General features: G+C 62.1%; 22 protein-coding genes. 10 read left to right on the top strand and 12 right to left on the bottom strand.

The annotated features are described in order from the left end of the window. Positions 1-110: FAD/NAD(P)-binding protein (locus tag BW995_RS20860; protein ID WP_175617117.1), on the bottom strand; the 110-nt coding region annotated here is incomplete at its 3' end. Between the two features lie 124 nt (positions 111-234). Here BW995_RS20860 and BW995_RS17615 point away from each other — a divergent pair. The 3 genes from BW995_RS17615 (at position 235) to moaB (ending at position 4,088) form a co-directional block, all read left to right on the top strand. Then, on the top strand, positions 235-1,140 hold the full coding sequence (locus BW995_RS17615; protein ID WP_322099131.1) for a uracil-DNA glycosylase: 906 nt from the start codon (positions 235-237) through the stop codon (positions 1,138-1,140). 226 nt (positions 1,141-1,366) lie between these two features. Beyond that, positions 1,367-3,382 (top strand): lytic transglycosylase domain-containing protein, encoded by a 2,016-nt coding sequence (locus tag BW995_RS17620; protein ID WP_139332995.1) that lies wholly within the window; start codon positions 1,367-1,369, stop codon positions 3,380-3,382. A gap of 154 nt (positions 3,383-3,536) precedes the next feature. Next, entirely contained in the window at positions 3,537-4,088 is a 552-nt protein-coding gene (moaB, locus tag BW995_RS17625; protein ID WP_076401750.1) for a molybdenum cofactor biosynthesis protein B, read from the top strand. Positions 4,089-4,235: 147 nt separating this feature from the next. On the opposite strand, the gene BW995_RS17630 is transcribed toward moaB, so the two are convergent. Next, the gene (locus BW995_RS17630; protein ID WP_076401865.1) at positions 4,236-5,915 is read right to left on the bottom strand and encodes a methyl-accepting chemotaxis protein; all 1,680 of its coding nucleotides are present in this window, start codon (positions 5,913-5,915) and stop codon (positions 4,236-4,238) included. 358 nt (positions 5,916-6,273) lie between these two features. Beyond that, a complete protein-coding gene (locus BW995_RS17635; protein WP_076401751.1) occupies positions 6,274-7,956 on the bottom strand; it encodes a methyl-accepting chemotaxis protein in 1,683 nt (560 codons plus the stop codon). Positions 7,957-8,366: 410 nt separating this feature from the next. On the opposite strand from BW995_RS17635, the gene guaA reads away from it, so the two are divergent. Further along, entirely contained in the window at positions 8,367-9,920 is a 1,554-nt protein-coding gene (gene guaA / locus BW995_RS17640) for a glutamine-hydrolyzing GMP synthase (RefSeq protein WP_076401752.1), read from the top strand. Between the two features lie 316 nt (positions 9,921-10,236). Continuing rightward, positions 10,237-11,493, top strand: coding sequence for a tyrosine-type recombinase/integrase (locus BW995_RS17645; RefSeq protein WP_076401753.1), 1,257 nt, complete (start codon positions 10,237-10,239; stop codon positions 11,491-11,493). Positions 11,494-11,755: 262 nt separating this feature from the next. On the opposite strand, the gene BW995_RS17650 is transcribed toward BW995_RS17645, so the two are convergent. The 4 genes from BW995_RS17650 to BW995_RS17665 form a co-directional block, all read right to left on the bottom strand. Next, the gene (locus BW995_RS17650; protein ID WP_076401754.1) at positions 11,756-12,469 is read right to left on the bottom strand and encodes an SDR family oxidoreductase; all 714 of its coding nucleotides are present in this window, start codon (positions 12,467-12,469) and stop codon (positions 11,756-11,758) included. Between the two features lie 57 nt (positions 12,470-12,526). Beyond that, positions 12,527-13,201 carry a peroxiredoxin-like family protein gene (locus BW995_RS17655; protein WP_076401755.1) on the bottom strand — a complete coding sequence of 225 codons (675 nt, stop codon included), beginning with the start codon at positions 13,199-13,201 and terminating at the stop codon, positions 12,527-12,529. Between the two features lie 80 nt (positions 13,202-13,281). Continuing rightward, positions 13,282-14,052 carry an enoyl-CoA hydratase/isomerase family protein gene (locus BW995_RS17660; protein WP_076401756.1) on the bottom strand — a complete coding sequence of 257 codons (771 nt, stop codon included), beginning with the start codon at positions 14,050-14,052 and terminating at the stop codon, positions 13,282-13,284. A 69-nt stretch (positions 14,053-14,121) separates the two neighbouring features. Then, positions 14,122-14,754, bottom strand: coding sequence for a glutathione S-transferase family protein (locus tag BW995_RS17665; protein WP_076401757.1), 633 nt, complete (start codon positions 14,752-14,754; stop codon positions 14,122-14,124). A 125-nt stretch (positions 14,755-14,879) separates the two neighbouring features. On the opposite strand from BW995_RS17665, the gene BW995_RS17670 reads away from it, so the two are divergent. Next, positions 14,880-15,737, top strand: a complete 858-nt coding sequence (locus BW995_RS17670; protein ID WP_456152106.1) for a LysR substrate-binding domain-containing protein — start codon at positions 14,880-14,882, stop codon at positions 15,735-15,737. 214 nt (positions 15,738-15,951) lie between these two features. Here the strand turns inward: BW995_RS17670 and BW995_RS17675 are convergent, their stop codons facing one another. Beyond that, positions 15,952-16,335: a helix-turn-helix transcriptional regulator gene (locus BW995_RS17675; RefSeq protein WP_245821524.1), complete on the bottom strand. Its 384-nt coding sequence runs from the start codon at positions 16,333-16,335 to the stop codon at positions 15,952-15,954. Positions 16,336-16,697: 362 nt separating this feature from the next. Between BW995_RS17675 and BW995_RS17680 the strand changes: the two genes are divergently transcribed. From BW995_RS17680 to BW995_RS21000, 3 genes are all read left to right on the top strand, one after another. Beyond that, a complete protein-coding gene (locus tag BW995_RS17680) occupies positions 16,698-17,051 on the top strand; it encodes a DUF2958 domain-containing protein (protein ID WP_076401867.1) in 354 nt (117 codons plus the stop codon). Between the two features lie 393 nt (positions 17,052-17,444). Further along, positions 17,445-19,217 (top strand): ParB/RepB/Spo0J family partition protein, encoded by a 1,773-nt coding sequence (locus BW995_RS17685; protein WP_217696130.1) that lies wholly within the window; start codon positions 17,445-17,447, stop codon positions 19,215-19,217. A gap of 9 nt (positions 19,218-19,226) precedes the next feature. Then, positions 19,227-19,460, top strand: coding sequence for a hypothetical protein (locus BW995_RS21000; protein ID WP_217696131.1), 234 nt, complete (start codon positions 19,227-19,229; stop codon positions 19,458-19,460). A gap of 291 nt (positions 19,461-19,751) precedes the next feature. Here the strand turns inward: BW995_RS21000 and BW995_RS17690 are convergent, their stop codons facing one another. The 3 genes from BW995_RS17690 to BW995_RS17700 form a co-directional block, all read right to left on the bottom strand. Continuing rightward, complete coding sequence (locus tag BW995_RS17690; RefSeq protein ID WP_217696132.1) at positions 19,752-20,198, bottom strand: DUF488 domain-containing protein; 447 nt, start codon at positions 20,196-20,198, stop codon at positions 19,752-19,754. 5 nt (positions 20,199-20,203) lie between these two features. Continuing rightward, positions 20,204-20,827, bottom strand: a complete 624-nt coding sequence (locus tag BW995_RS17695) for a DUF488 domain-containing protein (protein WP_076401759.1) — start codon at positions 20,825-20,827, stop codon at positions 20,204-20,206. Between the two features lie 153 nt (positions 20,828-20,980). Further along, a complete protein-coding gene (locus tag BW995_RS17700; RefSeq protein ID WP_407656332.1) occupies positions 20,981-21,691 on the bottom strand; it encodes a dual OB domain-containing protein in 711 nt (236 codons plus the stop codon). A gap of 774 nt (positions 21,692-22,465) precedes the next feature. Here BW995_RS17700 and BW995_RS17705 point away from each other — a divergent pair. Next, a complete protein-coding gene (locus tag BW995_RS17705) occupies positions 22,466-22,780 on the top strand; it encodes a DUF736 domain-containing protein (protein WP_076401761.1) in 315 nt (104 codons plus the stop codon). A 98-nt stretch (positions 22,781-22,878) separates the two neighbouring features. Here BW995_RS17705 and BW995_RS17710 read toward each other — a convergent pair whose 3' ends face one another. Further along, a complete protein-coding gene (locus tag BW995_RS17710; RefSeq protein WP_076401762.1) occupies positions 22,879-23,079 on the bottom strand; it encodes a hypothetical protein in 201 nt (66 codons plus the stop codon). Between the last annotated feature and the right edge of the window lie 10 nt (positions 23,080-23,089).

The following is a 23,089-nucleotide window of genomic DNA, read 5'->3' on the forward strand; positions in this document are numbered from 1 at the left end:
AGTTCCTGCCCGTCGGCCTGGGCTTTTTGCATCAGCCGGATCGCCGTTGACAGCCCCGACGGGCCGCCACCAACGATCACGACATCAAATTCCATGAATTCCCGTTCCATAACTCCTCCGGTGCGGTCTTGTGTTGCCCCTGGCCGCATGTGCGAAGGCGCTAGAATAGGGGGAGAGGCTATAAAGGAAAAGCGTTGCGTGCTACGGTGCGCCCGAACACTGCCGGATATGTTGATGACCATGACCTCTTTAGCCGCCTCTGACCCGTTATCCCTGCCTGCTTTGCTGCAGTGGTATCTTGATGCCGGGGTGGATGAGGTCATTGGCGACGAACCGCTGGACCGCTATCTCCTGTCACAGCAGGTCGTTCAGGCGGCACAGGCCGCCCGTGAAGCCCGGCAGGCCGAACGGATCGCCGGGCAGACCCGCCCCCCGATGCAAGCCGGGGGCAGGCCGACCGCGCAGGCATCCGACGGGCTGGTGCGCCCGACCTCGGTCGGTCTGGCTGCCGCCCCGGCTCAGGCACGGGAAACAGCGGCCCACGTCGCGGCAGGCTGCAAGACCCTGACCGAGCTGCGCGCCGCCGTGGAAGCCTTTGATGGCTGCGCCTTGAAAGTCACTGCCTCGACCACCGTTTTTGCCGATGGCAACCCGGCCGCTCCCCTGATGCTGATCGGTGAGGCTCCCGGTCGCGACGAAGACCGGCAAGGCGTGCCGTTTGTGGGGGAAAGCGGCCAGTTGCTGGCCAAAATGATGGCCAGCATCGGTTATGACCGCAGCCGCTATTACATCACCAACGTCCTGCCATGGCGTCCGCCCGGCAACCGCACCCCGACCGATCAGGAAGTCGCCACCTGCCTGCCGTTCCTGACCCGCCACATTGAACTGGTCCAGCCCAGGGTGATCCTGCTGCTCGGCGGCCTGCCAACCAAGGCATTGTTCGCCCGCCCGGAGGGCATCATGCGGCAGCGCGGCAAGTGGCGCGCCTATGAAAGTCCCGGTCTGTCGCACCCGATTCCCGCCCTTGCCACCCTGCATCCGGCCTTTCTTTTGCGACAACCCGGACAAAAACGGCTGGCATGGCGGGACTTGCTGGAAATTCTGAAGAAATTGCGCGGGTTAGGGGTTCATCCGGGCTGATTTCCCCCCGATTTACCCCTGTTACCCCCCCGCAAACCCGCATAAAACCGTGGCCCTAATGGCCTAAACGGGCTTTTATGGGTTGAGCAGAACGATCTGCATCCGTATAACCAATCCAACAAAAATTTGATCACGCTCTGGTGAAGATGAGGCTTCCGGCTGCGGCATTGATGACCGCGGATGCCGGTGCGGTCCCGACCGCACCATTCTGGGGGGAGCCTGCAAAATGGGGAATGAGACTATGACGCTGGACCTCCTCCGGCGCCGTACCGGCGTTGACACCCGTGATGTGGGATACTCCCGTAAGATCCGTCGCTCTGTGGCGGCTTTTGCCTTGGCCGTGACGCTGGCACCGCTGGCCGCGCAGGCTCAGCCCACCACCGGACGCTTTGAATTCCCCTCGCTGTTCGACACCCCCGAGGACCGGACAGGGTCATCTGAACAGACCCGGCAAGCGGCCTATGCTCCAGCGACCCAAACCGCCCGGAGCGGCAGCGTTCTGAGCGCCAGCGACGAAGACACCTATCGCCAGATTTTCCGTGCCCAGGAGCGTGGCTCGTGGAGCGAGGCCGACCGTCTGCTGTCGCGCCTGCAAGACCGCAGCCTGATGGGCTATGTGCTGTCGCAACGCTATCTGCACCCGGCCACCCGCGCCAGCTATGAAGAGCTGCGTGACTGGCTGACCCAGTACCGCGACCTGCCGCAGGCCGAGTCCATCCGCAAGCTGGCCGAACAGCGCGTCAAGGGCGTCAAAGGCAACAAGGGCCGTGCCCTGTCACTGCCGACTCCCACCTGGGACGGCCTGACCGGCAGCGGTGGCGCGGGCGATGTCCACGCCGAAAGCAGCGGTCTGGAAGGCAGCTACAGCTCGTCTGGCGACAAGGCCCGCGCCGCAAAGCTGTGGCAGCGGTTCCATCAGGAAATCCGCAGCGGCAGCACCTATAACGCCCTGCGTCTGGTGCAGGCGGCCTCGCCCGGTCAGGACATGGCCCGCCTCGACCTTGACCGCATGCGGTCGTACCTCGCCTATGTGCTGTTCATCGAAGGCAATGACGGTCAGGCCCTCGAGCTGGCCCGTCAGGCCGTCAACAGCTCGGGCGATGGCGTCGGACAGGGCCTGTGGGCCGGTGGGCTGGCCCTGTGGCGTCAGGGCAACCTCGACGAAGCCCGCCAGTGGTTCGAGCGGCTGGCACAGGCCCCGCGCACCAGCCCGTGGCTGACCGCTGCCGGCGCCTATTGGGCCGCCCGTGCCGCCCTGCGCGACCATCGCCCGGATCAGATGGGTAGCTATCTGCGTCTGGCCGCCGACCATCCACGCACCTTTTATGGCTTGCTGGCCCGCCGCGCCCTCGGGTTGTCGTCGCGCATCCAGTGGGAAGCCAGCGCCCTGAGCACCAGCGAGACCGCCGCCCTGCAACGGGCCAACGAGGGCCGCCGTGCGCTGGCGCTGGCCCAGGTCGGCAAAACCGCCGAAGCCGAACAGGAACTGCGCGGCCTGTACCGGTCGGCCAGCGGCGACCAGCGGGACGCCATCCTGCGCATGGCCGACCTGTCGGGCATGTCCGGTCTGGCGCTGTACCTGTCGGCCATCCGCAGCCGCTCGGCGGGCGGGGAAGCGGTCGCCGATGCCGTCGCCGGAGCCATCGCCAACGCCCGCTATCCGGTTCCGACCTGGAGTCCGCAGGATGGCTGGCGCCTTGACCGGGCGCTGATTTTCGCCTTTGTCCGTCAGGAATCAGCCTTTGATCCGTCGGCCCAGTCCGGTGCCGGGGCCCGTGGCCTGATGCAGGTGATGCCCGCCACCGCCGACCTGATCGCCCGCAAGACCGGCAGCGACCTTGGCCGCAAGGATTTGATGTCGCCGGAACGCAATCTGGCCCTTGGGCAGCGCTATCTGGAACACCTGCTGACCTCGGGCGATGTCGAAGGCAACCTGTTCTATGCCGCCGCCGCCTATAACGCCGGTCCCGGCAATCTGAAGAAATGGAAAGACGTGCTGGCCACCCGTTCGGGCAACCCGCAGGCCGCCAACGACCCGCTGCTGTTCATCGAAAGCATCCCGATGCGCGAAACCCGCGCCTATGTCGAACAGGTGATGGCCAACATGTGGCTGTACTATGATCGTCTGGGACAGCATGCCCCCAGTCTGGATTCAGTTGCAGCCGGTGACTGGCCGCGCTATGTCCCTCAGGACAACGTCGGTATGGCGGCTGCGCCGTCCGGGTCTGCCGTCACGCGCTAGAGCGTTTTCCGTTTTCTCTGAATCGGGTCAAACGCTCTAACATCTTGTGTTTCTAGCAAATACGTCGTCGCAGATGCGTCCATCTGCTCGGGATTTGCTCTAGCACCGTGGCCTGACCCGGCATGATGCACCGCCCTCAACAAAGAGGCAGAGCATGAGCCAGATCAGTGGCGAGCGTGAGTTCATTCCGGTACGCATTGCCGTGCTGACCGTTTCCGATACACGGACGCTGGAAAACGACCGCTCCGGCGATACGCTGGTGCAGCGCCTGACCGATGCCGGGCACATTCTGGCCGATCGGGCGATCATCACCGATGATGCTGATCTGATCGCCGCCCAGTTGCGGACATGGATTGCCGACCGCGAGGTTGATGTGGTGATTTCCACCGGCGGCACCGGCGTCACCGGGCGCGACGTCACCCCCGAAGCGCTGCAGCAGGTGATCGAGAAGGACATCCCCGGCTTTGGCGAGCTGTTCCGCTGGCTGAGTTACCAGAAGATCGGCACCTCGACCATCCAGAGCCGCGCCATGGCTGGTGTTGCCGATGGCACCTATATCTTTGCCCTGCCCGGCTCAACCGGTGCCTGCAAGGATGGCTGGGACGATATCCTGTCAACCCAGCTCGACAGCCGGTTCCGCCCCTGCAACTTCGTCGAGCTGCTGCCGCGCCTGCGCGAGCACCTGCCCCACGACGATCACCACTAAACAGCGTGCGTTCAATGTGACGCCACAGAACAGTTGATGGAAAAGAATGGGGTCCGGGGCCTTAAGGCCCCGGCGAGGTGTGGAGCAGCGCCCCATGGCCCTGTTTTCTGTTTGTCGTGTCCTGTGCCGACCATCCTGCCAACCGGATCAGGCGCGCACCTGTGCCAGCATGGTGACCATTTCACCGCGCAACTGGCGTGCAATCCCGGCCACGTCATTGGCAGAGCGCGACACATCGTGAGCGGCCTTGTCGGCGTCTTCAACAGCGCGGCTGACCCCACTGACCCCGCGTGAGACATCAACGGTACCCCGTGCCGCCTCGGCCACGTTGCGGGCGATTTCCTGCGTTGCCGCTCCCTGCTCCTCGACCGCAGCGGCAATGTTGGTGGCAATCTCGTCAATACGACCAATGATCGCCACGATCCCCTGAATGGCATTCACCGCCCCACGGGTCTGCAATTGCACGTTGGCGATCTGCTGGGAAATGTCTTCGGTGGCCCTCGCCGTCTGGTTGGCCAGCGTCTTGACCTCGTTGGCGACCACCGCAAAACCCTTGCCCGCTTCGCCCGCACGCGCCGATTCGATGGTGGCGTTCAGAGCCAGCAGGTTGGTCTGGCTGGCGATATCGGTAATCAGCCCGACCACCCGGCCAATCTGTTCGGCGGACACGTTCAGGTCGGCGACCATCTGGTTGGCCGCATCGGCATTGCCCACGGCGTCACTGGCGATGCTGTTGGCTTCGGCCAGACGGCGGGCAATTTCCCCCATTGATGCCGCCAGCTCTTCCGAGGCTCCCGCCACCGCTTCGACGCTGGTCGAGGCTTCGGTCGAGGCGCTGTCGATGGTGCCGCACAGCGCATCAGCGTCTTCGGTCGACTTTTCCAGTCCTTCCGCCAGCCCTTGCATGGAATGCGCCGTATCACTCAGCACATGCACCAGCGAGCCAACCTTGTCTTCAAAGTGGTCCGCCATGTCCAGCATCGCCTGCCGCCGCAACTGTTCCTGCTGCGCTTCATGATCGGCATGTTCCCGTTCCAGCCGCTGGCGTTCGGCGGCATTGGCCTGAAAGACCTCCAGCGCCCGGGCCATTTCACCGACTTCGTCATGGCGGTCCAGACCGTTGATGGTGGTGTGCAAATCACCATCGGCCACCCGCCGCATCGCCCGGGTCAAAGCCCCCAGCGGTTTGGTGATCGAGCCGCCGATCACAAAGGCAATGCTGCCGGCAACCAGCATCAGAACCACAGAAATCCCGCCAAACATCGAGACGGCTTCAGCAAAACCTGCATTCATGTCATCCATGTAGACACCGGTGGCAACCACCCAGCCCCATGGCGCAAACGGTGCCCCATAGGCGATTTTGTCGCTGGGCTTTGCGCCTTGGGTCTTGGCCCACTGGTACCGCACAAAGCCGCCACCCTGTTTGGCCTGATTGATCAGTTCCTGATTGATCAACACGCCATTGGGATCTTTCAGCCCCAGTAAGGGCTTGCCCTCCAGCGAGGCATTCTGGCCATGGGCCAGCATCAGCCCGCTCTGGTCCACAATGAACAGGTATTCGCTGCCATCATAATGCATGGCCCGCACCGCATTGCGTGCAGCGTCCTGCGCCTCGGCCTGCGTCAGCGACCCCTTGGCCGCAAGGTCCTGATAATGCTGGATGGTGCTGACCGCCACCGCCGTCAGGGAGCGAATCTTGTTGATGCGTTCGTTCAGCAAACTGTCCCACAGGGCATTTGCCCCCAGCAGGCCGACCACCACCACATTCAAGGCAAGGATGAGGACCGGAAACCACAGGCGGGTAGAAATGCGCACTTTGCCAAGCATCGAAATGCCCCCCATGACAGTTTTATTAAGGCCATAAATTTTATGGCGTCTTTTATGGGGCAAGCCGATGCATGTCTATGAATAAAAAGACTTAAGGATGTATCCGGCCCAGGCAATACACTTTTAATTAGTCTGAGCGCATATAATTGAAATCATTGAAATTGTTTATTTACAGATAGTTATGTTATTTTTGGCATGCGCACGCTCTCCGTCCTCAACCAGCCCTATGGGCCATCAGGACCAGTGCTTTCCGGCATTATGGACCAAAGGCCAAGATCAAAGGCTGGCCTCCCACCTGTTGGGAGTCCAGCCTTGGGACCAATCGCCACGGCCCGGAACAACGATGCTCGGGGCAATCTCAGGCACGGACCTGCGTCAACAGCGAGCGGACCTGCCCCTGTAACTGGTCGGCCATGTCGGCCAGCGCATTGGCCGAAGAGGTCATGCTGTGGGCTGCGTCATCGACCACCTCCACTGCCTGCGACACCCCCTGAATCCCGCGCGAGACTTCACCGGTTCCGGTCGAGGCTTCCTGTACATTGCGCGAGATTTCCCGCGTTGCAGCCCCCTGTTGATCCACCGCCGAAGCAATGTCGCCCGCGATTTGCTCGATCTGGCGGATCACGTCGGCAATCCCGGCGATGACCTGCACCACGCCGCGGGTTTCCTGTTGAACGCTGCCGATCTGGGCAGTGATCTCGTCGGTCGCGCGGGCGGTCTGCGACGCCAGTTGCTTGACCTCGTTGGCCACCACCGCAAAGCCCTTGCCGGCATCCCCGGCGCGTGCCGCCTCGATGGTGGCATTCAAGGCCAGCAGGTTGGTTTGTTCGGCAATGTCGGTGATCAGCTTGACCACCGTACTGATCCGCTCGGCGGCCACACTCAGGTCATTGACCATGACGTTGGCCTGATCGGCGTTATCCACAGCCTGCGCTGCAATGGCATTGGCCTCCCCCAGACGGCGGGAAATTTCTGCAATCGAGGCCGCCAGTTCTTCCGAGGCACTGGCCACCGTTTCAACACTGGCCGTCGATTCCGACGACGCCGAATTGACCGAGGCACACATGCAATTGGCCTGATCCGCGGCCTGTTCCAGCCCCTGAGCGGTACCCTGCATGCTGTGGGCGGTCTGGGTCAGCGTCCGGATAATGCCGCCGACGGTATGTTCAAAGTCCGCCGCCATCGCCAGCATCGCCTGTTTGCGGTTTTGCTCGGTCTGGCTTTCCATTGCCGCCTGTTGTTGTTCCAGCCGCTGGCGGTCGCTGGCGGTCGAGCGGAACACTTCCAGCGCCCGCGCCATCGCTCCCACCTCGTCCTTGCGGTCGGTGCCGTCGATGGGGGTAGACAGGTTACCCTGTGCCACCTGCTCCATCGTGCCGGTCAGCGTGGCCAGCGGGCCGGTGATCGACCGCCCCACTGCCAGCGCCACCCCACCCGCCAGCAGCACCAGCCCGGCGGCAGCACCGACGAACAGCATCAGTTCACGGTGATAGCTGGACACCATGTCATCAATGTAAACGCCAGTGCCGATCATCCAGCCCCATGGCTTGAATTCGACGCTATAGGCAATCTTGTCGGTCGGTGCAGCCCCCGAGGTCCGTGCCCAGCCATATTCGAGGAACCCGCCGCCCTGCTGTGCCGCCTCGATCAACTTGCGGATCACCGGCAGGCCGTTGGGATCGGTCAGGCCGGACAGGTTCTTGCCTTCCAGTTCCGGTTTCTTGCCGTGCACCAGATTGACGCCTTGCAGGTCATAGACAAAGACGTTCTCGTCCTGATCATAACGTACCGCCCGCAACACCGCCTTGGCAGCCGCCTGCGCCTGGGCTTCGGTCAGCGAGCCATCCTGCTGACGGGCATAAAAATGTTGCGTGGTGGTCAGGGCGATCATGGTTGCCGCCTTCACCTTGTCCATCCGTTCCACGTTCAGGTTATGCCACAGGGCATTGGCCCCCAGCAGACTGACAACCACCACCGTGGTCACCAGAATCGCCACCGGAATCCACAGACGGACGACAATACGCATGCTGGACAGTGTCATGTCTTGAAATCCTCAACCCCGCCGGTCTTTCTTTATCCACAATTAAATCACGGAAATACTCTGCGCGTGTGCGGAATATAGCAGTATTGCGTTCTGTTCCCTCGGAAAGTTACCCCCGGACCACCGCTGGCCGCCGTGCAATCCCCACATGCCAGCCCCGCACGAGCCGAGGCAGACAGAGCGGCCATTAAAGGCTGGTCGACAGACAAACTCTGCGGTATTGTCCGGCGCCTTCACTCGTACTTGGACCAGCGTGCGTTAAACCTGACGCAGGCACGCTGGTCTGACCTTTTTATCTGTCGCAGTGATCGCGCGCAAAACCGGGACCACTTTTGCGCTCACTGCTCTAGCCCCAGCCGATCCTTGAGGCCCCCAGTTCATCAGGCTGAGGACAAGCGCGGAGAAAGCCAATGACCGACCGCATTCTGATTGTCGATTTCGGGTCGCAGGTCACCCAGTTGATTGCCCGCCGTGTGCGTGAGACTGGCGTTTACTGCGAAATCCACCCCTTCAACAAAGTCACCGAAGACACCATCCGCGCCTTTGACCCCAAGGGCGTGATCCTGTCCGGTGGCCCGGCATCCGTGACCGGCACCGACACCCCGCGCGCGCCGCAGGGCCTGTTCGGCATGGGCCTGCCGGTGCTGGGGATTTGCTATGGCCAGCAGACGATGGTTGCCCAGTTGGGCGGGGTGGTGGAAAGCTCTGATCACCGCGAATTTGGCCGCGCCTTTGTCGATGTGAACGCCGCCTGCGCCCTGTTCGAAGGCACCTGGGCTGTTGGAGCCCGCGAACAGGTGTGGATGAGCCACGGTGACCGCGTGACCGCGCTGCCCGCCGGGTTCAGCGTCGTCGCCCAGTCCGAAGGCGCCCCCTATGCCGCCGTCGCCGACGACGAGCGCAAGTTCTATGGCGTGCAGTTCCACCCCGAAGTGGTCCACACCCCGCACGGCGCCCAGTTGCTGAAGACCTTTACCCACAGCATCTGCGGCTGCGTCGGCGACTGGACCATGGACGCCTTCCGCGAAACCGAAATCGCCAAGATCCGTGCTCAGGTGGGCTCGGGCCGGGTGATCTGCGGCCTGTCCGGCGGCGTTGACAGCTCGGTGGTTGCCGCGCTGATCCACGAAGCCATCGGCGACCAGCTGACCTGCGTCTACGTTGACCACGGCCTGATGCGTCAGGGCGAGTCCGAGCAGGTGACCCGCGTGTTCCGTGACCAGTTCAAGATCAATCTGGTCCACGTTGATGCCTCCGACCTGTTCCTCGGCCTGCTGGCCGGGAAGACCGACCCGGAAGAAAAGCGCAAGATCATCGGCAAGACCTTCATCGACGTCTTTGAAGCCGAAGCTCAGAAGATCGGCGGCGCTGACTTCCTCGCGCAGGGTACCCTGTACCCCGACGTGATCGAGTCCGTCTCGTTCACCGGCGGCCCCAGCGTCACCATCAAAAGCCACCACAACGTCGGCGGCCTGCCCGAGCGCATGAACATGAAGCTCGTCGAGCCGCTGCGCGAGCTGTTCAAGGACGAAGTCCGCGCCCTCGGCCGCGAACTCGGTCTGCCGGACGAGATGGTCGGCCGCCACCCGTTCCCCGGTCCGGGCCTCGCCATCCGCATTCCGGGCCAGGAAATCACCCGCGAAAAGCTGGACATCCTGCGCAAGGCCGACGCCATCTATCTGGAAGAAATCCGCAACGCCGGTCTGTATGACGTCATCTGGCAGGCCTTTGCCGTCCTGCTGCCGGTGCGCACCGTCGGCGTGATGGGCGATGGCCGCACCTATGATTACGCGCTGGCCGTCCGCGCCGTGACCTCGACCGATGGCATGACCGCCGACTATTACCACTTCGACCACCAGTTCCTCTCGCGCCTGTCCAGCCGCATCATCAACGAGGTTCGTGGCGTCAACCGCGTGGTGTACGACATCACCTCGAAGCCGCCAGGGACCATCGAGTGGGAATGAAATGATGTGGTTCGCGGCGTTTCGCGAACTATCGCAACATCATCATAACTAGCTGAAATCAAACAAAAAGTCAAGCGTTCACTATCGGAGCCTATCGCCTTCAAGCGATGGGCTCTGACGGTGCGCGCGACGGTATGCGTTTTTCGCCGTCAGCCGGATTTTTGCCCTACCGTCAGGCCAAAAACGGAAGCAGCCCACGGAAATCCAAGTTAGTGCACTGTTTTATAACGATTATTCGCGTTGATTGACGGTATCGAATTTGACGGTAAAATTGGGGCTCGAAAAGGCGCTTTGGATCGTCAACGAGGCCGTCCCCATGCTCACCGATATGGCCATCAAGAGGCTGAAACCAAAAGATAAATTATACAAGGTGGCCGACCGTGACGGTATGTACGTTTCCGTCGCCACGACAGGCCAAATCACCTTCCGGTACGACTACCGTTTGAACGGTCGCCGGGAGACGCTGACGATCGGCCGTTATGGCGCCGATGGCCTCACGCTGGCCGAAGCCCGCGAGCGCTGCATCGCCGCCCGCAAGCACGTGGCGGAGGGGCTTTCTCCCGCGCACGAGAAACAGCGTGACAAGCGGCGCAAGGCCATGGAGCGCAGTTTCGGTGCGGTGAGCGCCTTATGGATCAAGGAAGCGCGCATGGCGGAAAGCACCCGCTCGATGCGCAAGGCGATCCTCGATCGCGACATTCTCCCCGCCTGGAAGAACCGCCTTCTGACCGAGGTGACGCCGGATGATCTGCGCCAGCTCTGCGCCAAGGTGAAGGAGCGCGGCGCGCCGGCGACCGCCATACACGCCCGCGACATCGTCAAACAGATCTTCGCCTTCGCCATCCTGCATGGGGAGAAGGTGCCGAATCCGGCCGACGAGGTCGGGCCGGCCTCGATCGCGACCTTCCAACCGAAGGATCGCGCGCTGTCGCCGGCCGAGATCAAGATCATGCTGCAGCAGATCGAGCACGTGCCGACCCTGCCGACCATCCGTCTCGGCCTGCGTCTGATCCTGCTCACCATGGTGCGCAAGAGCGAACTGCAGGACGCGGTCTGGGACGAAGTCGATTTCGAGAACGCCGTCTGGACCATTCCGAAGGAGCGCATGAAACGGTCGAAGGCCCACAACGTCTATCTGTCGCAACAGTCGCTCGACATCCTGATTGCGCTTAAGACCTGCGCCGGAAACTCGCGCTTCCTGCTGCCGTCCCGCTACGACGCCGACGCCCCCATGTCGCGGGCGACCTTTAATCGAGTGACCACGGCTGTCGTGGCGCGGGCAAAGAAGGAGGGGTTGCCGTTGGAGCCCTTCACGGTCCACGACCTGCGCCGGACCGGCTCGACGCTCCTGAACGAGCTGGGCTTCAACAGCGACTGGATCGAGAAGTGCCTCGCCCACGAGGACGGGCGCTCGTCACGTGGCGTCTACAACAAGGCAGAATACGAACCGCAGCGCCGCCACATGCTCCAGGAATGGGCCGACATGATCGATGCCTGCGTGAACGGAGAGAAACGCGTGCCGGCGTTGTTGCCGCCGTCGATGGTGTTTCTGGGCGGTCGAGGGGAAGGCTGACTTCGAGCCGGTGCGCTCAATGCATAAGCCATGTGGCTAGGCGGTATTCAATTTCCGTCCGGCGGAGAGTGTGGGCGGCAATTGAGAATCGGGTCAAGTTCGGAGCGCCCGGCTTCTTGGGGTTTTCCCCGCCAGACTGTTACGTCCGGTTATGGCGGAAGCGGACCGCTTCTGAGTTTAGAGGATGAGAACGGTCGTGGAACTGCTGTGTGCTATTCTCCGAGACCGATCCAGAGCAGGCGTTGGACTGATTGCAATCGTCCTACAGTGAAGACTTCCCGATCGATGCCCCACCATCGACGTGCAGCGTCTGCCCGGTGATGAAGGCGGCATCGTCCGAGAGCAGAAATTCGATCGCAGCCGCCAGTTCATCAGGGCGACCGAACCGTCTCATGGGAACGCCGGAGAGGTAGCGGGCTTCGCCTTCGCTTCCGACCGGATTGTTCGCCCGGAACAGGTCCGTTTCGGTCGGACCGGGCGAAACGGCGTTGACCGTGATTCCGGTTGCAGCAAGTTCAAGCGCCCAGCTCCTTGTAAAGCTGGTCAGTGCGGCCTTGGCGGCCGCGTAGCTCGTGCGTTCAACGCTGCCGAGAACGGTGAGGCTGGAGATATTGACGACACGCCCCCAGCCACGGCTGCGCATCGCGGGCAATGCGGCCTGTACGGCCACTAGGGCTGGATGCAGACTGACGCGCATCACCTCTTCGAGGGTTTCAACAGCGATGTCGCCGAGCGGCGCCGCCCTGACCAGTCCGACATTGTTGATCACACCATGAATATTGCTTCCCTTGACGATCATGGCCAGCTCCTCGTTGGCGGCGCGATCGGAAAGGTCGAGCGCATGGAGCGGGCCTGGAAATGTTTCGGTCAGGTTGCGAGCAATGCCGATGACGCTGTGGTCGCGGGCGGCAAGACGGTGGGCCAGGGCGAGACCGATGCCCTTGCTGGCGCCGGTGATCAGGAATGTTCTTTTCATTGGACAGATCCTCTGGCACCGCCTCCGAGGAAGCAGGGCCGTCATGGGCTAATTGGATTAGGAGGCGCGGCTTGCCGCGAGGCGGAGGGCCGGGAGCATGTCTTCGGGTTCGGGACGGCGGGTGTAGTCGGGGTTGACCTCGGCGTAGAGGATTGTGCCGTCCTGACCGACGACGTAGCGGGCTGGCATCGGAAGCGTCCAGCTCGGATCGCCGTTGAAGGCCGGAAGGTCGTTCTTCAGCGACTTGTAGAGCTCGACCAGGTAATCCTGCATTTCAAAGCGCAGGCCGAAGGCAGCAGCCACGTCGTTGTGCGGGTCCGACAGGATCGGGAAGGTCAGGTTGTTCTGCCGGACCGACTTGCGGCTGTTGACCGGGTTCTGCGGCGAGATCGCTACCAGACTTGCACCCGACTCCCGGAATTTCGGCAGCGCCTCCTCGAGGGCCTGGAGCTCCATATTGCAATAGGGACACCAGACACCGCGGTAGAAGCTGATGACCAGCGGTCCCCGGGCGAGGAGATCGGTCGAGGAAACTGTGTTGCCGTCGGGATCAGCGAGGCTGAAGGCCGGTAGCATGTCGCCCGCCTTCAAGGCTTTTTGAGCTGCACCCGAAGCAATCAGCTCGGCGGTGGCGCGGTGCATGGTTTCGATGACCGAATAGGGTACGTTGTAAGGCGGCTTACCGGCTTCGAAATCGGCCTTGAAGGCATCGAGCTTGGATTGGAGTGCCATGGATTTGCTCCTCTATTCTGAACGGGGGACGTGCCGGGCCTCAGGCCTCACGCTGGAGGCCCGGCGATGGATGGGAGTGATCAGGCGTTTGCAGCCATCGAGCGGGCCACTTCGGCGGCGCTGATGCCTTCCAGCGCCAGGCCATAGCCGACACCTTCATCGATGATCCGGCGCAGCTTCTGCGTCAGTGCAATGCGGGTGTAGCGGCTGGTGAGCGGCGGAAGCGCTGCGAGTCCTTCGGCGATCTCACGGGCACGGGAGAGCAGCTTGTCGGCCGGCACGATCTCGTTGACGACGCCCCAATCCTGGGCGGTCTTGGCATCCAGCACCTGACGGGTCAGGATGAAGTAACGACCGCGGACACTGCCGATGACTTCCGGCCACAGCAGGTTGACGCCGTCGCCGGGTACGATGCCGAAGTCGAAATGCGGCTTGTCCTGGAAGACCGTTTCCGGCGTGGCGAGGATGATGTCCGTCAGCAGCGCATATTCGGAATGCAGCAGGACAGGCCCGTTCAGAGCGGTGATCATCGGCACTTCGATGTCGAGGATGTTCATGAGGACCTTTTTGCCCTCGCGCAGGATCTTGTCGTAGCCGATGGGCGAGAAGAAATCGAAGCCTTCGGGGCTGATCGCATCCATGAAGGCGTCGCCCGAGCCGGTCAGGATGACGACGCGATTATCGGTGTCGGAGCCGACCTGATGGAAGAGCTCGACGAACTGCTCATGGGTGTGGCCGTTGAAGACGAGCTTGCCGCCATCGGTGTGGAAGGCGATTTCGAGGACGCCGCTCGCAGAGCGGGTCAGGCGGGCATTCGGGAAGTTGTTCTTGTAGGTATCGAAGCGGGACATAGGGATACTCCTGTGTGTCCGGGTTTTGTGGTCGGGGTTGAAGAGGAAGCGGGACAGGAAGCGCATGGGTCAGGCCGCCGAAGCGGGGGGCTCGACCAGCGCCTCGACGCGGGTGATTGCGCGCTGGACGGCGGGGCGTGCAGCCACGGTCTCGTACCAGCGGGAAATGTTGGAGCGCCCGTCGAGCGTCAGGCCCGGGAATTGCCGACGCCACAGCCAGCCGAAATGGGCGATGTCGGCGATGGTGAAGGCCTCACCGGCCATGAAGGCCTGATCGGCAAGCTTCGTATCTAGGAGGCCGAGAATGCGTTCAGCCTCGGTCGTGAAGCGCGCTTCGGCGATCGGCTGCGGCTCCGGCGAGGAACGTTTGAAAAAGCCAGCATTGCCGAAGGCGGGGCTCAGGGCGGAGGCGTGGAAGAAGAGCTGTTCGAAGACGCGGGCGCGCGCCGCGCCTTCGGTGGGCAGGAGCTTCCCAGTCTTTTCCGCAAGGTAAACAAGGATCGCGGCACTTTCCGTCAGGACGAAGCCATCATCCACCACGACAGGCACCTTGCCATTTGAATTGAGCGTGACAAACGCCTCTTCCTTCTGTTCGCCCTTGCGGACGTTCACTGCCTTCAGTTCGTAGGGAAGGCCGAGTTCCTCCAGCGCGATCGGCACCTTGACGCTGTTGGGGGTGGCAAAGGCATGGACTTCGATCATCGTTCGTCTCCATCGGATCGTGTTCGTTGGAGACAGTTATGACCATTCCGAGATGCTTGCGGCAGGCAGCCTGAAGCTATATTGCTTATTCCCGAAGGGAATGGGCAATGGATCGATTACAGGCGATGACCGCATTCGTGCGGGTGGTGGAAACCGGATCGTTCTCGCAGGCTGCTCGGCAGATCGGCGTCGGTCAGCCGGCGATCTCGAAGACGATCGCGCAGTTGGAGGACCGCCTTCAGGTCCGTCTGCTCATCCGGTCGACCCACGGCCTGTCGCCGACCGACGCCGGTATTCGTTTTTACGAACGTGCCAAGGCAGCAATCCACGAAGCGGATGAGGCCGAGCTGGAGGCGAAGGGCGCTGGCGCCGGGCTGTCGGGGCGCCTTCGCGTGTGCGCGGCGACGACTTTCGCGAGGCTGATGATCATTCCGCGCCTGCCGGAATTTCTGGAGGAGCACCCGGAACTGGAAGTGGACGTGGTACTCGACGACCGGGTGATCGATCTCGTGTCCGAGGGCATCGACATCGCGCTGCGCATGGGCGAACTCGCCGACTCTTCTGCCGTCGCGCGACGTCTTGCAACCGGTCAGCGGTCGGTGGTCGCGACACCTGCCTATCTTGAAAAACACGGCGTGCCGCAGGTGCCTGCAGATATCGCCGCGCATCAGGCGGTGGTCTATACCCAGCTCAGCAGGAGCTGGACCTTCCGCAGGGATGGAACCGAAGCGTCTGTCGCGGTCTCCGGGCGGGTTCAGTTCAGCGCAGCCGAGGGCATTCGCGCGGCAGTCAAGGCAGACATGGGGCTGGCCGTCTCCTCGGACTGGATGTTCTCGCCGGAACTGCGGAGCGGTGAGGTCACACGAGTGCTTGAGGACTGGGAGCTTCCGAACATCGACCTCTGGGCGATCTTCCCGACAGGCCGCCTCGCAAGCGCCAAGGCGCGGGCGTTCGCAGACTTCGTGGAGCAGATTGTCGGGTAAGTGGGATCTCCCGTTGGCGCCGATTTGCCACCCCGCCGCGATGCCGGGATGTCCGCTTTCGGGACGTGCACAAGACGCCGGCCACGGCCGAAATGGCACGCGAAGTCGAACGTCCGCTGTTGAAGCGCCGACCAAGTCCCATCCTGGTGCCTGCCAGACGTAGATCTGGCTGGCCAATTTTCGCTGAGTGACCGGCAGGAAAATGTAGCTCCGTTCACTGATGCTGAGTTGGAGGCCGGATCGGTCGTGCCCGCCGTCGGCGAACATCCGGTGCCGGTGCCCTGCGCACGATATCTGCATCCGATGCGCGTCGTCTTTCGTCGAGCCAGGCTTCGACCTCGGCCAAATCCCACACCACGCAGCGGGGCGTCAGGAAGAAGCGCTTGGGAAACTCGCCGCGCTGCTCCATCTCGTAGATCGTCGTGTCGGCGAGCGGCACGATTTTGCGAAGCTCCGGGCGACGGATCACGCGCTTGAGCAGATCGGCGGGCGGTTGAAACCGCTTGGCGCCGTTCTCGGCAGGCTCGTTGGCGGGTGGCTGCACGGTGTCGGAGGCCAAGGTCCGATCTTCTTGAGAAATCATGTGTTCGCGTTTCATGTCGATCGCCCTCGATCGCAGTGGAATGACTGCGACCAAGGTGACGCGCACTGTCAGCGTATTAAAGACCCCAGAGATGGGCGTGCGGAAATCGGCGGCCATCGCGAAAGAAACGGAAGGTGAGCGCGGGCGACTCCACGACCCTTGCTACCGGAGGTCCGGGTTTGTCGTTTCTTCGAGTGTGCGCTGCCTGTGGCCTTCGATATTTCCCTCTCGACGAGTTCCGGTAACGCTGGCCGCCGCCGCGGCGCGGTCAAGCCCGGCCCGCACCAGACCGAGTAGGGCCTGACCGCGTCGCTCGATTGCGCCGGCCGAACGCCTCCTCGCCCTCGATCGGAGGGTGACATCGAATGGAGGCCGACATGGCCGCAGCGCTCATTACCAACGAACTCCTTTCTCGGCTTCTCGCCAATGGTGCTCGCAGCGCCTCTGGCGAGGACATCGATCCGCGTCCCGTCGTCAAGCTCTTCACACCGGACGCCGGCGCCACCTGGCTTCTCACCGAGGCCGATCCCGAAGACCCCGACCGTCTGTTCGGCCTCTGTGATCTCGGTCTTGGCGAACCCGAACTCGGCTATGTCAGCCTTGCCGAAATCCGCACGGTGCGCGGACGGCTCCGGCTTCCGGTTGAGCGTGACCTCCACTTCAGGGCTGAGCATCCCTTGAGCTGGTACACTCAGCGCGCCCGCCAATCCGGCAGGATCGTCACCGACTGACGATCGCAACCGCGCCCCGCCTTCGGGCGGGGCGCTTCGTCGTGCTCATGAGGAAAGACGGCGATCAGGATGCTCGGCTTTCAGGTTCTACGGCTTTGCACATCCTGATCCAGTCATCTTCCCGGCGCTCGCCTTCGCTCGTCCGGGCGGGTTGCTTGGGGGCGCGGCCCCCTGGCGCGGTGCAAGGGACCGCTGACGCTCGGCCGGGACGGTTTCCCCGGCCTTCCGCGCGGGTGCCTGTTTCAGACTCGCCCATAGGTTCGATCCGCTTGTGCAGGCCGGGCGATCCCCCTCCGTCCCGGCCGCCCTTGCACCTTGCACCCCCCCGGTCTCGGCGACGGCCAGGGTTGCAGCGCAGCGCTGCGCTCCAACCCAAGCCAAAGGATCAAGACCGTGACCGACACCATCGAAACGACCGCCACGATTTCCGAAGCCTCCTCCGTCGAGAACGGCGCGGTGCTGTTCGTGCCGTTGAACAAGCTGAAGAAGTCGCCCCGCAACGCCCGCAAGACCCCGCACAGTGACGCCCATATCGAGGCGCTGGCGGCCAGCATCGCCGCCAAGGGGATGCTGCAAAACCTGGTGGTAGAGCCGGAAACGAACGCGGACGGCGAGCCGACCGGCTTCTATTTCGTCACCATCGGCGAAGGCCGCAGGCTGGCGCAGATGCTGCGCGTGAAGCGCAAGCAGATCAAGAAGTCCGAGCCGATCCGCTGCGTTATGGATACCGAGAACGATGCGACAGAGATCAGCCTCGACGAGAACGTCACCCGCGAGGCGATGCACCCCGCCGACCAGTTCGAGCGCTTCCGCGAACTGGCAGATAATCGCGGATGGGGCGCGGAGGAAATCGCCGCCCGGTTCGGCGTGACCGCTCATGTCGTCAGACAGCGGCTTCGCCTTGGTGCCGTCAGCCCGAAGCTGATGCAGGTCTATCGGGACGGCGGCTTGTCGCTGGACCAGTTGATGGCCTTCGCCATCACCGAAGACCATGACCGGCAGGTGCAGGTCTACGAGAGCCTGTCTTGGAACCGCGAGCCTTCGATCATTCGGCGCGACCTGACCAGAATGAATGTCGCGGCGACCGACCGGCGCGCAATCTTCGTCGGCTCGGGTGCCTATGCCGAGGCGGGCGGCACCATCATCCGCGACCTCTTCACTGAGGATCGTGGCGGTTATTTCGAGGACGCCACGCTGCTGGACAGGTTGGTCATCGACAAGCTGGAAGGCATCGCGGCCGAGGTGCAGGCAGTCGAGGGATGGAAGTGGGCTTCCGTTCACATCGACTTCCCCCATGCGCATGGGATGCGCCGGACCTATCCGCATCCGGTGGACCTGTCGGAGGAAAACGCTGCGGCCTATGGCGCGGCGCAGGAGGACTACGACCGCCTGTCATCGGAATACGAGGGTTACGAAGAACTGCCGGATGACGCGGACCGGCGGTTGGGGCAGCTTGAAGCGGAGATCGAACGGATCGACGCCAAGCGTCACGCCTACGACGTCGACGAGATCGCGCGCGGTGGCGTGTTCGTCATCCTGAACCACGACGGCGCGGCCCGCATCGAACGCGGCTTCATCCGTGCCGAAGACGAGGCCCCGAGACCGGAGGACGTGGAGGGGACTACTATCACGGAGGATGGCGAAATCGTCGGCGAGGGAGACGGCGAGGACGCCGAACTCCAGCCGGACGACGAGGACGCCGGGGATGCGGGTAAGCCGCTGTCGGACCTTCTCATCCGCGACCTGACCGCCCATCGTACCCTTGGTCTGCGTCTCGCCCTTGGCGAGCAGCCGGACATGGCGCTTGTCGCCGTGGTCCATGCGCTGGCAGCGCAGATCTTCTATCGCGGCGGGGAAGCGTCGTGCCTCGAAATCCGTTTGACCAGCGCCTTTCTCGCCTCCCACGCGGACGGCATCGAGGACTCACCCGCCGCCAAGGCGCTGGCGGATCGTCATGCTGAATGGGCGTCGGACATGCCGCGCGACGTGGCGGACCTGTGGGGCTTCGTCGCCGGGCTGGACCATGCGAGCGTCATGGCCTTGCTTGCCCATTGCGCCGCGCTGACCGTCAATGCCGTTCGGGTCCCGTGGGAGCAGAAGCCTAATGCCCGCGCGACAGCGGAAAAGCTGGCGAGCGCGGTCACGCTCGACATGACGGCACACTGAACCCCGACCGTGCAGAGCTACCTCGGCCGCGTGACCAAGGCGCACATTCTTAACGCCGTGCGGGAAGGTGTCGGTGATGAGGCCGCCGAGCGGATCGCGGGTTTGAAAAAGGCAGAGATGGCGCAGGCTGCCGAACAGCTTCTCGCCGGAACCGGCTGGCTGCCGCCCGTACTGCGCACTGCAAGGCCTGCGTCGCGAGTTGCCGGATCGGACGCGGAGGCCCTTGCCCAAGCTGCTGAGTGAGGAGTGGCCGGGATTGCGCGAGCGGTTCCGGCCTTTCTCGCTGTGACTTGAAAAATGCCATCGCACGCGAGTCAGCGCCGCGCTACCGACAGCGATGAACGCGGCATTGAGCTCAGGAGATTGTTGCGATGACCGTACTCTTGCCCGAGGTATCACGCGCGGAGCCGTAGCTTCCGGATGCTAGCACGTATTCTTTTGCTATTTTGCTAGCGGCATTACCAGTTTCTCTGCGCGATCTCCATATCAGGTCGCGCTGGACGACGAATCCGAAAGCGACTACCTAGACGAGGTTCAAAGATGCCTAACTTTAAGCGAACCATCCCACTTGCTGTTCAGATACTCACAGACTAGCCGGCGATGACAATGATGCGGTTTGTCCTCAGAGCATAGTAAGCACCCGCCTTGAAACATCTCGGGCTTAAATCGATCTTCGATCTTGCGCTGTTCCATCAGTCGCATGAAAGAGTTTTCATAGATCGTCCAATCGCCCCGGTCGCGTTTGAAAGCCTTCAGAATGTCGTCTGTCGGCGCGAGAAGAGGTTGATGCACATATTGCGCACCGCAAATCTCCTTCAGAAAGTATGCCAGATCGTCTGCCTTGGCGAAGCCGGCAAGCTGCGAAGTATTGTGTAGTCGGACGTCGATCACCTTTTTGACGCCCGCATTCTTCAACCGATCGAAAAATGCGGCCGCTGTCGTTTTAGTGAAGCCGATCGTCGCCAAGTCAACAATGTTCAAGGCGCTTACTCCGCGGTCGCCGATTTTCGGGCGTTATCGGGCTTTTCCGAAAACGCAACCTTCAAAGCCCTGTCGCGATAGGCGGCAGCGAGCCTCCTTGCTGGTGGCTCGAAAAGATCAACGTCGCTTTTGCCCGACATTTCCATCAGTTTTTCTTCAATCTGCCGGTGGTCGATAATCTCTCCGCTACTCAAAATATGGCGGACGACTATTCCACGTTCATGCAGCGCCCGCCCAACCAGAAGACAACGGTGGCAATCTAGCGGATCATGTTCTGAGCACATCATTGCGATTCGGTATTTTTTCGCACCTTCAATAACGCGCTCCAACCCTCGCTCAAAATCCTTCGTCCTCGCCATTTTTTCATAGTCTGCAACGCCGTTGCAGAAGAAACGTTGGGCCTTGGGCCGACCTCCCAGCTCTTCGCCGAGAAATACATAGGCTACATTGTCCTGGCGCAGTTCATCCCGCAGCGTCTCTCGATTAAAGTGCGGGAAGTGCCTAGAAAATGGAGCGGTCCTGACATCGGCAACCGCCGTCACCGACGCCCGCTGGAGAAGCGCCAAAAAGCGCTCGTAGGGAAGCGTCGAATGCCCAATCGTCAGAATCTCTACAGCCGTATCCGCCAAACTTGGCCTCCTCCATGCTACGACCGCTCGTCCGATACGATCTCCATCGCAATGCCTATTGATATTACCAGCGACGGGGGCTCTAGGCCAGCACTCCCGCTTGAGGACATATGCTTCTTGGAGGGTAATGGGATTTACTGAAAAGTGACGTCATCATAGAAAATAGAGCCCATTTACTTGTGCATAACAAGAATTTGGCATCTCTGCGAACGGGCGACAGAGACCGAGGCGAACGTGAATTCTTTGACTTGCTGCCACATCAGCTTCTAGCGCTACGATTCCATCAGTGAGGAAGCGGCTTCTCGCTGCATCCGCGGGCACGGAAAAATCATACTCGACGCCATTCTCGTCGATCAGCGCTCGCAGCCGCCGTTTCCCGGGTGAAGGATTGTCCTCGTAAAAGGAAATGGAGTCTGGTTGGATTTCAATGGCATCCAACGAGGATGTCTGCGTGCCGGCGACGACATGGGCTTTGCCAGAATGGGCTCTATGTAGCTGGCCGCCAAAGGCTTCGTCGATCGATGCGGATACACCCGCCGCAACAGTCTGAGCGATTTGCGCAGCGGTCAACTGACCAAGGATCGCGCTGTTGTTTCCAGCAATGAAGATACGATCCTCTGTCGCATGTGGGAATGCGAAGTCTGCCGGTGCTATTGCTGCATCGAATCGCACGACGTTGCCTACCGCAAAAAAAGTGCCTGGGCCTGCGTTCTGATCTGTCCAGAAGCGCGATGCCTCCGCAGCCGAGTTAGCGGTTGGCGGTTCAGGGCGGATCATTCGGCCGCTGTTCATGTCCCATCCCGCAACGCAAAATAGGTTACCGTACCTGGTCACGTCGGTTATGATTAAATTGTAAGTTGGCATCGTCCAGCGCCTCCCCCTATTTGTGATAATTTGGGGCTGCGGAGGATGCTTTGCAAGCAGGGCGAGTGGTGATGGGTCTCTTCACGGGCTCCAATCTGGATTGCGCCGGAGCCACGTTTGAGGCGTGTTTCTGCCATTTGGCTTCGATCGCTAACGCTGAGTTGCGGCGTGGCGCACGAGGGCTGCATTCGACCGATTGGTGGTGGCGTTCACCTCAGTCGACATGACGGTAGGACCGGGTTGTGGCACTCTCGCAGCTTGGCCACCGCCCGGAACAGCGGATTGTGCCGGAGCGGTTCATCCGGCTTCGTCGTTCGACAACGAAGCCCGAAGGGAGCGGTACGTACAGCCGTTCAGTCTGGAATGCCGACGATCCACAAGCCGTGGCCGCAACTTTCACCATCTTGGTCGGGACAGCCAGCCGTCTCGGGGACAGGGCCAACGATGCCAGTGATCCCGTCGGTTGGTCTCACCCGGTGACGGGCAGCCGGCTCGCATCATCGTATCTCCATCGTTTCGTCGAGCCGCGCCCACGGCGCCCTCGAATGGAATGGGTCTGACCGAAGACCGGCTCTGCCTCGATCATCCTCCCGCAACGTCCGTCACCAGCTTTTTTCCGCCGCGCGCGAGCGCGCTTTGCATCGCGAGGCAAAAATGCCGTCGTCGGGCGCCTTCCACTTCGTTCCAGCCTTTCAGGTGCGGGCTGATCGTCCCCGGTCGCACGACCGCCATCGAGGTCGCGATAGGCGCGGCCCGAGCAACGGAGACACGACAATGGCGACCATCGGCACCTTCACCAAGACCGCGAACGGCGACATCACCGGCACGGTCAAGACCCTGACCCTCAACGTCAAGGCTAAGTTCGTCCCCACCGAGGGCGATAGCGGGCGCGGCCCGGACTATCGGATCTTCGCTGGCACCACCGAGTTCGGCGCGGCGTGGAAGAAAACCGCCCGAGAGACCGGCCGCGACTATCTCTCGGTCAAGCTGGACGATCCGAGCTTCCCGGCCCCGATCTACGCCAGCCTGGTTGATGACGAGGGCGGCGAGGCTCACAACCTCATCTGGTCCCGCCGCAACGGCGACTGAGACCAGTCACCGTCCGAAGCCCCGCCGCGTGCGGGGCTTCGTCACGACCTGCGAAGCCCGAGGCAGGTGGAAGACGGTGGGTGCCCTAGTCATAGCGCTTAGGCGTCCACCTGGTAATAGTTGGCCTCACCGCGCGGACAGTTTTCGCGCAACAGATAGGCGCATCGCTTGAGGGAGCTTTCGCCAGTGCCGAAACTTTCTTCGGAATGGCCGCACCTGTCGCAAGTCACTTCCACACCCTCGACGGTGCCATAGTCGCCGTCGAGATCGACGTAGGCGGTCGTCGTCGTCACCTTCACCGCTTTTCCT

Origin of the sequence: Insolitispirillum peregrinum (assembly GCF_900156605.1) — a bacterium.
Lineage (GTDB): Bacteria > Pseudomonadota > Alphaproteobacteria > Rhodospirillales > Rhodospirillaceae > Insolitispirillum > Insolitispirillum peregrinum.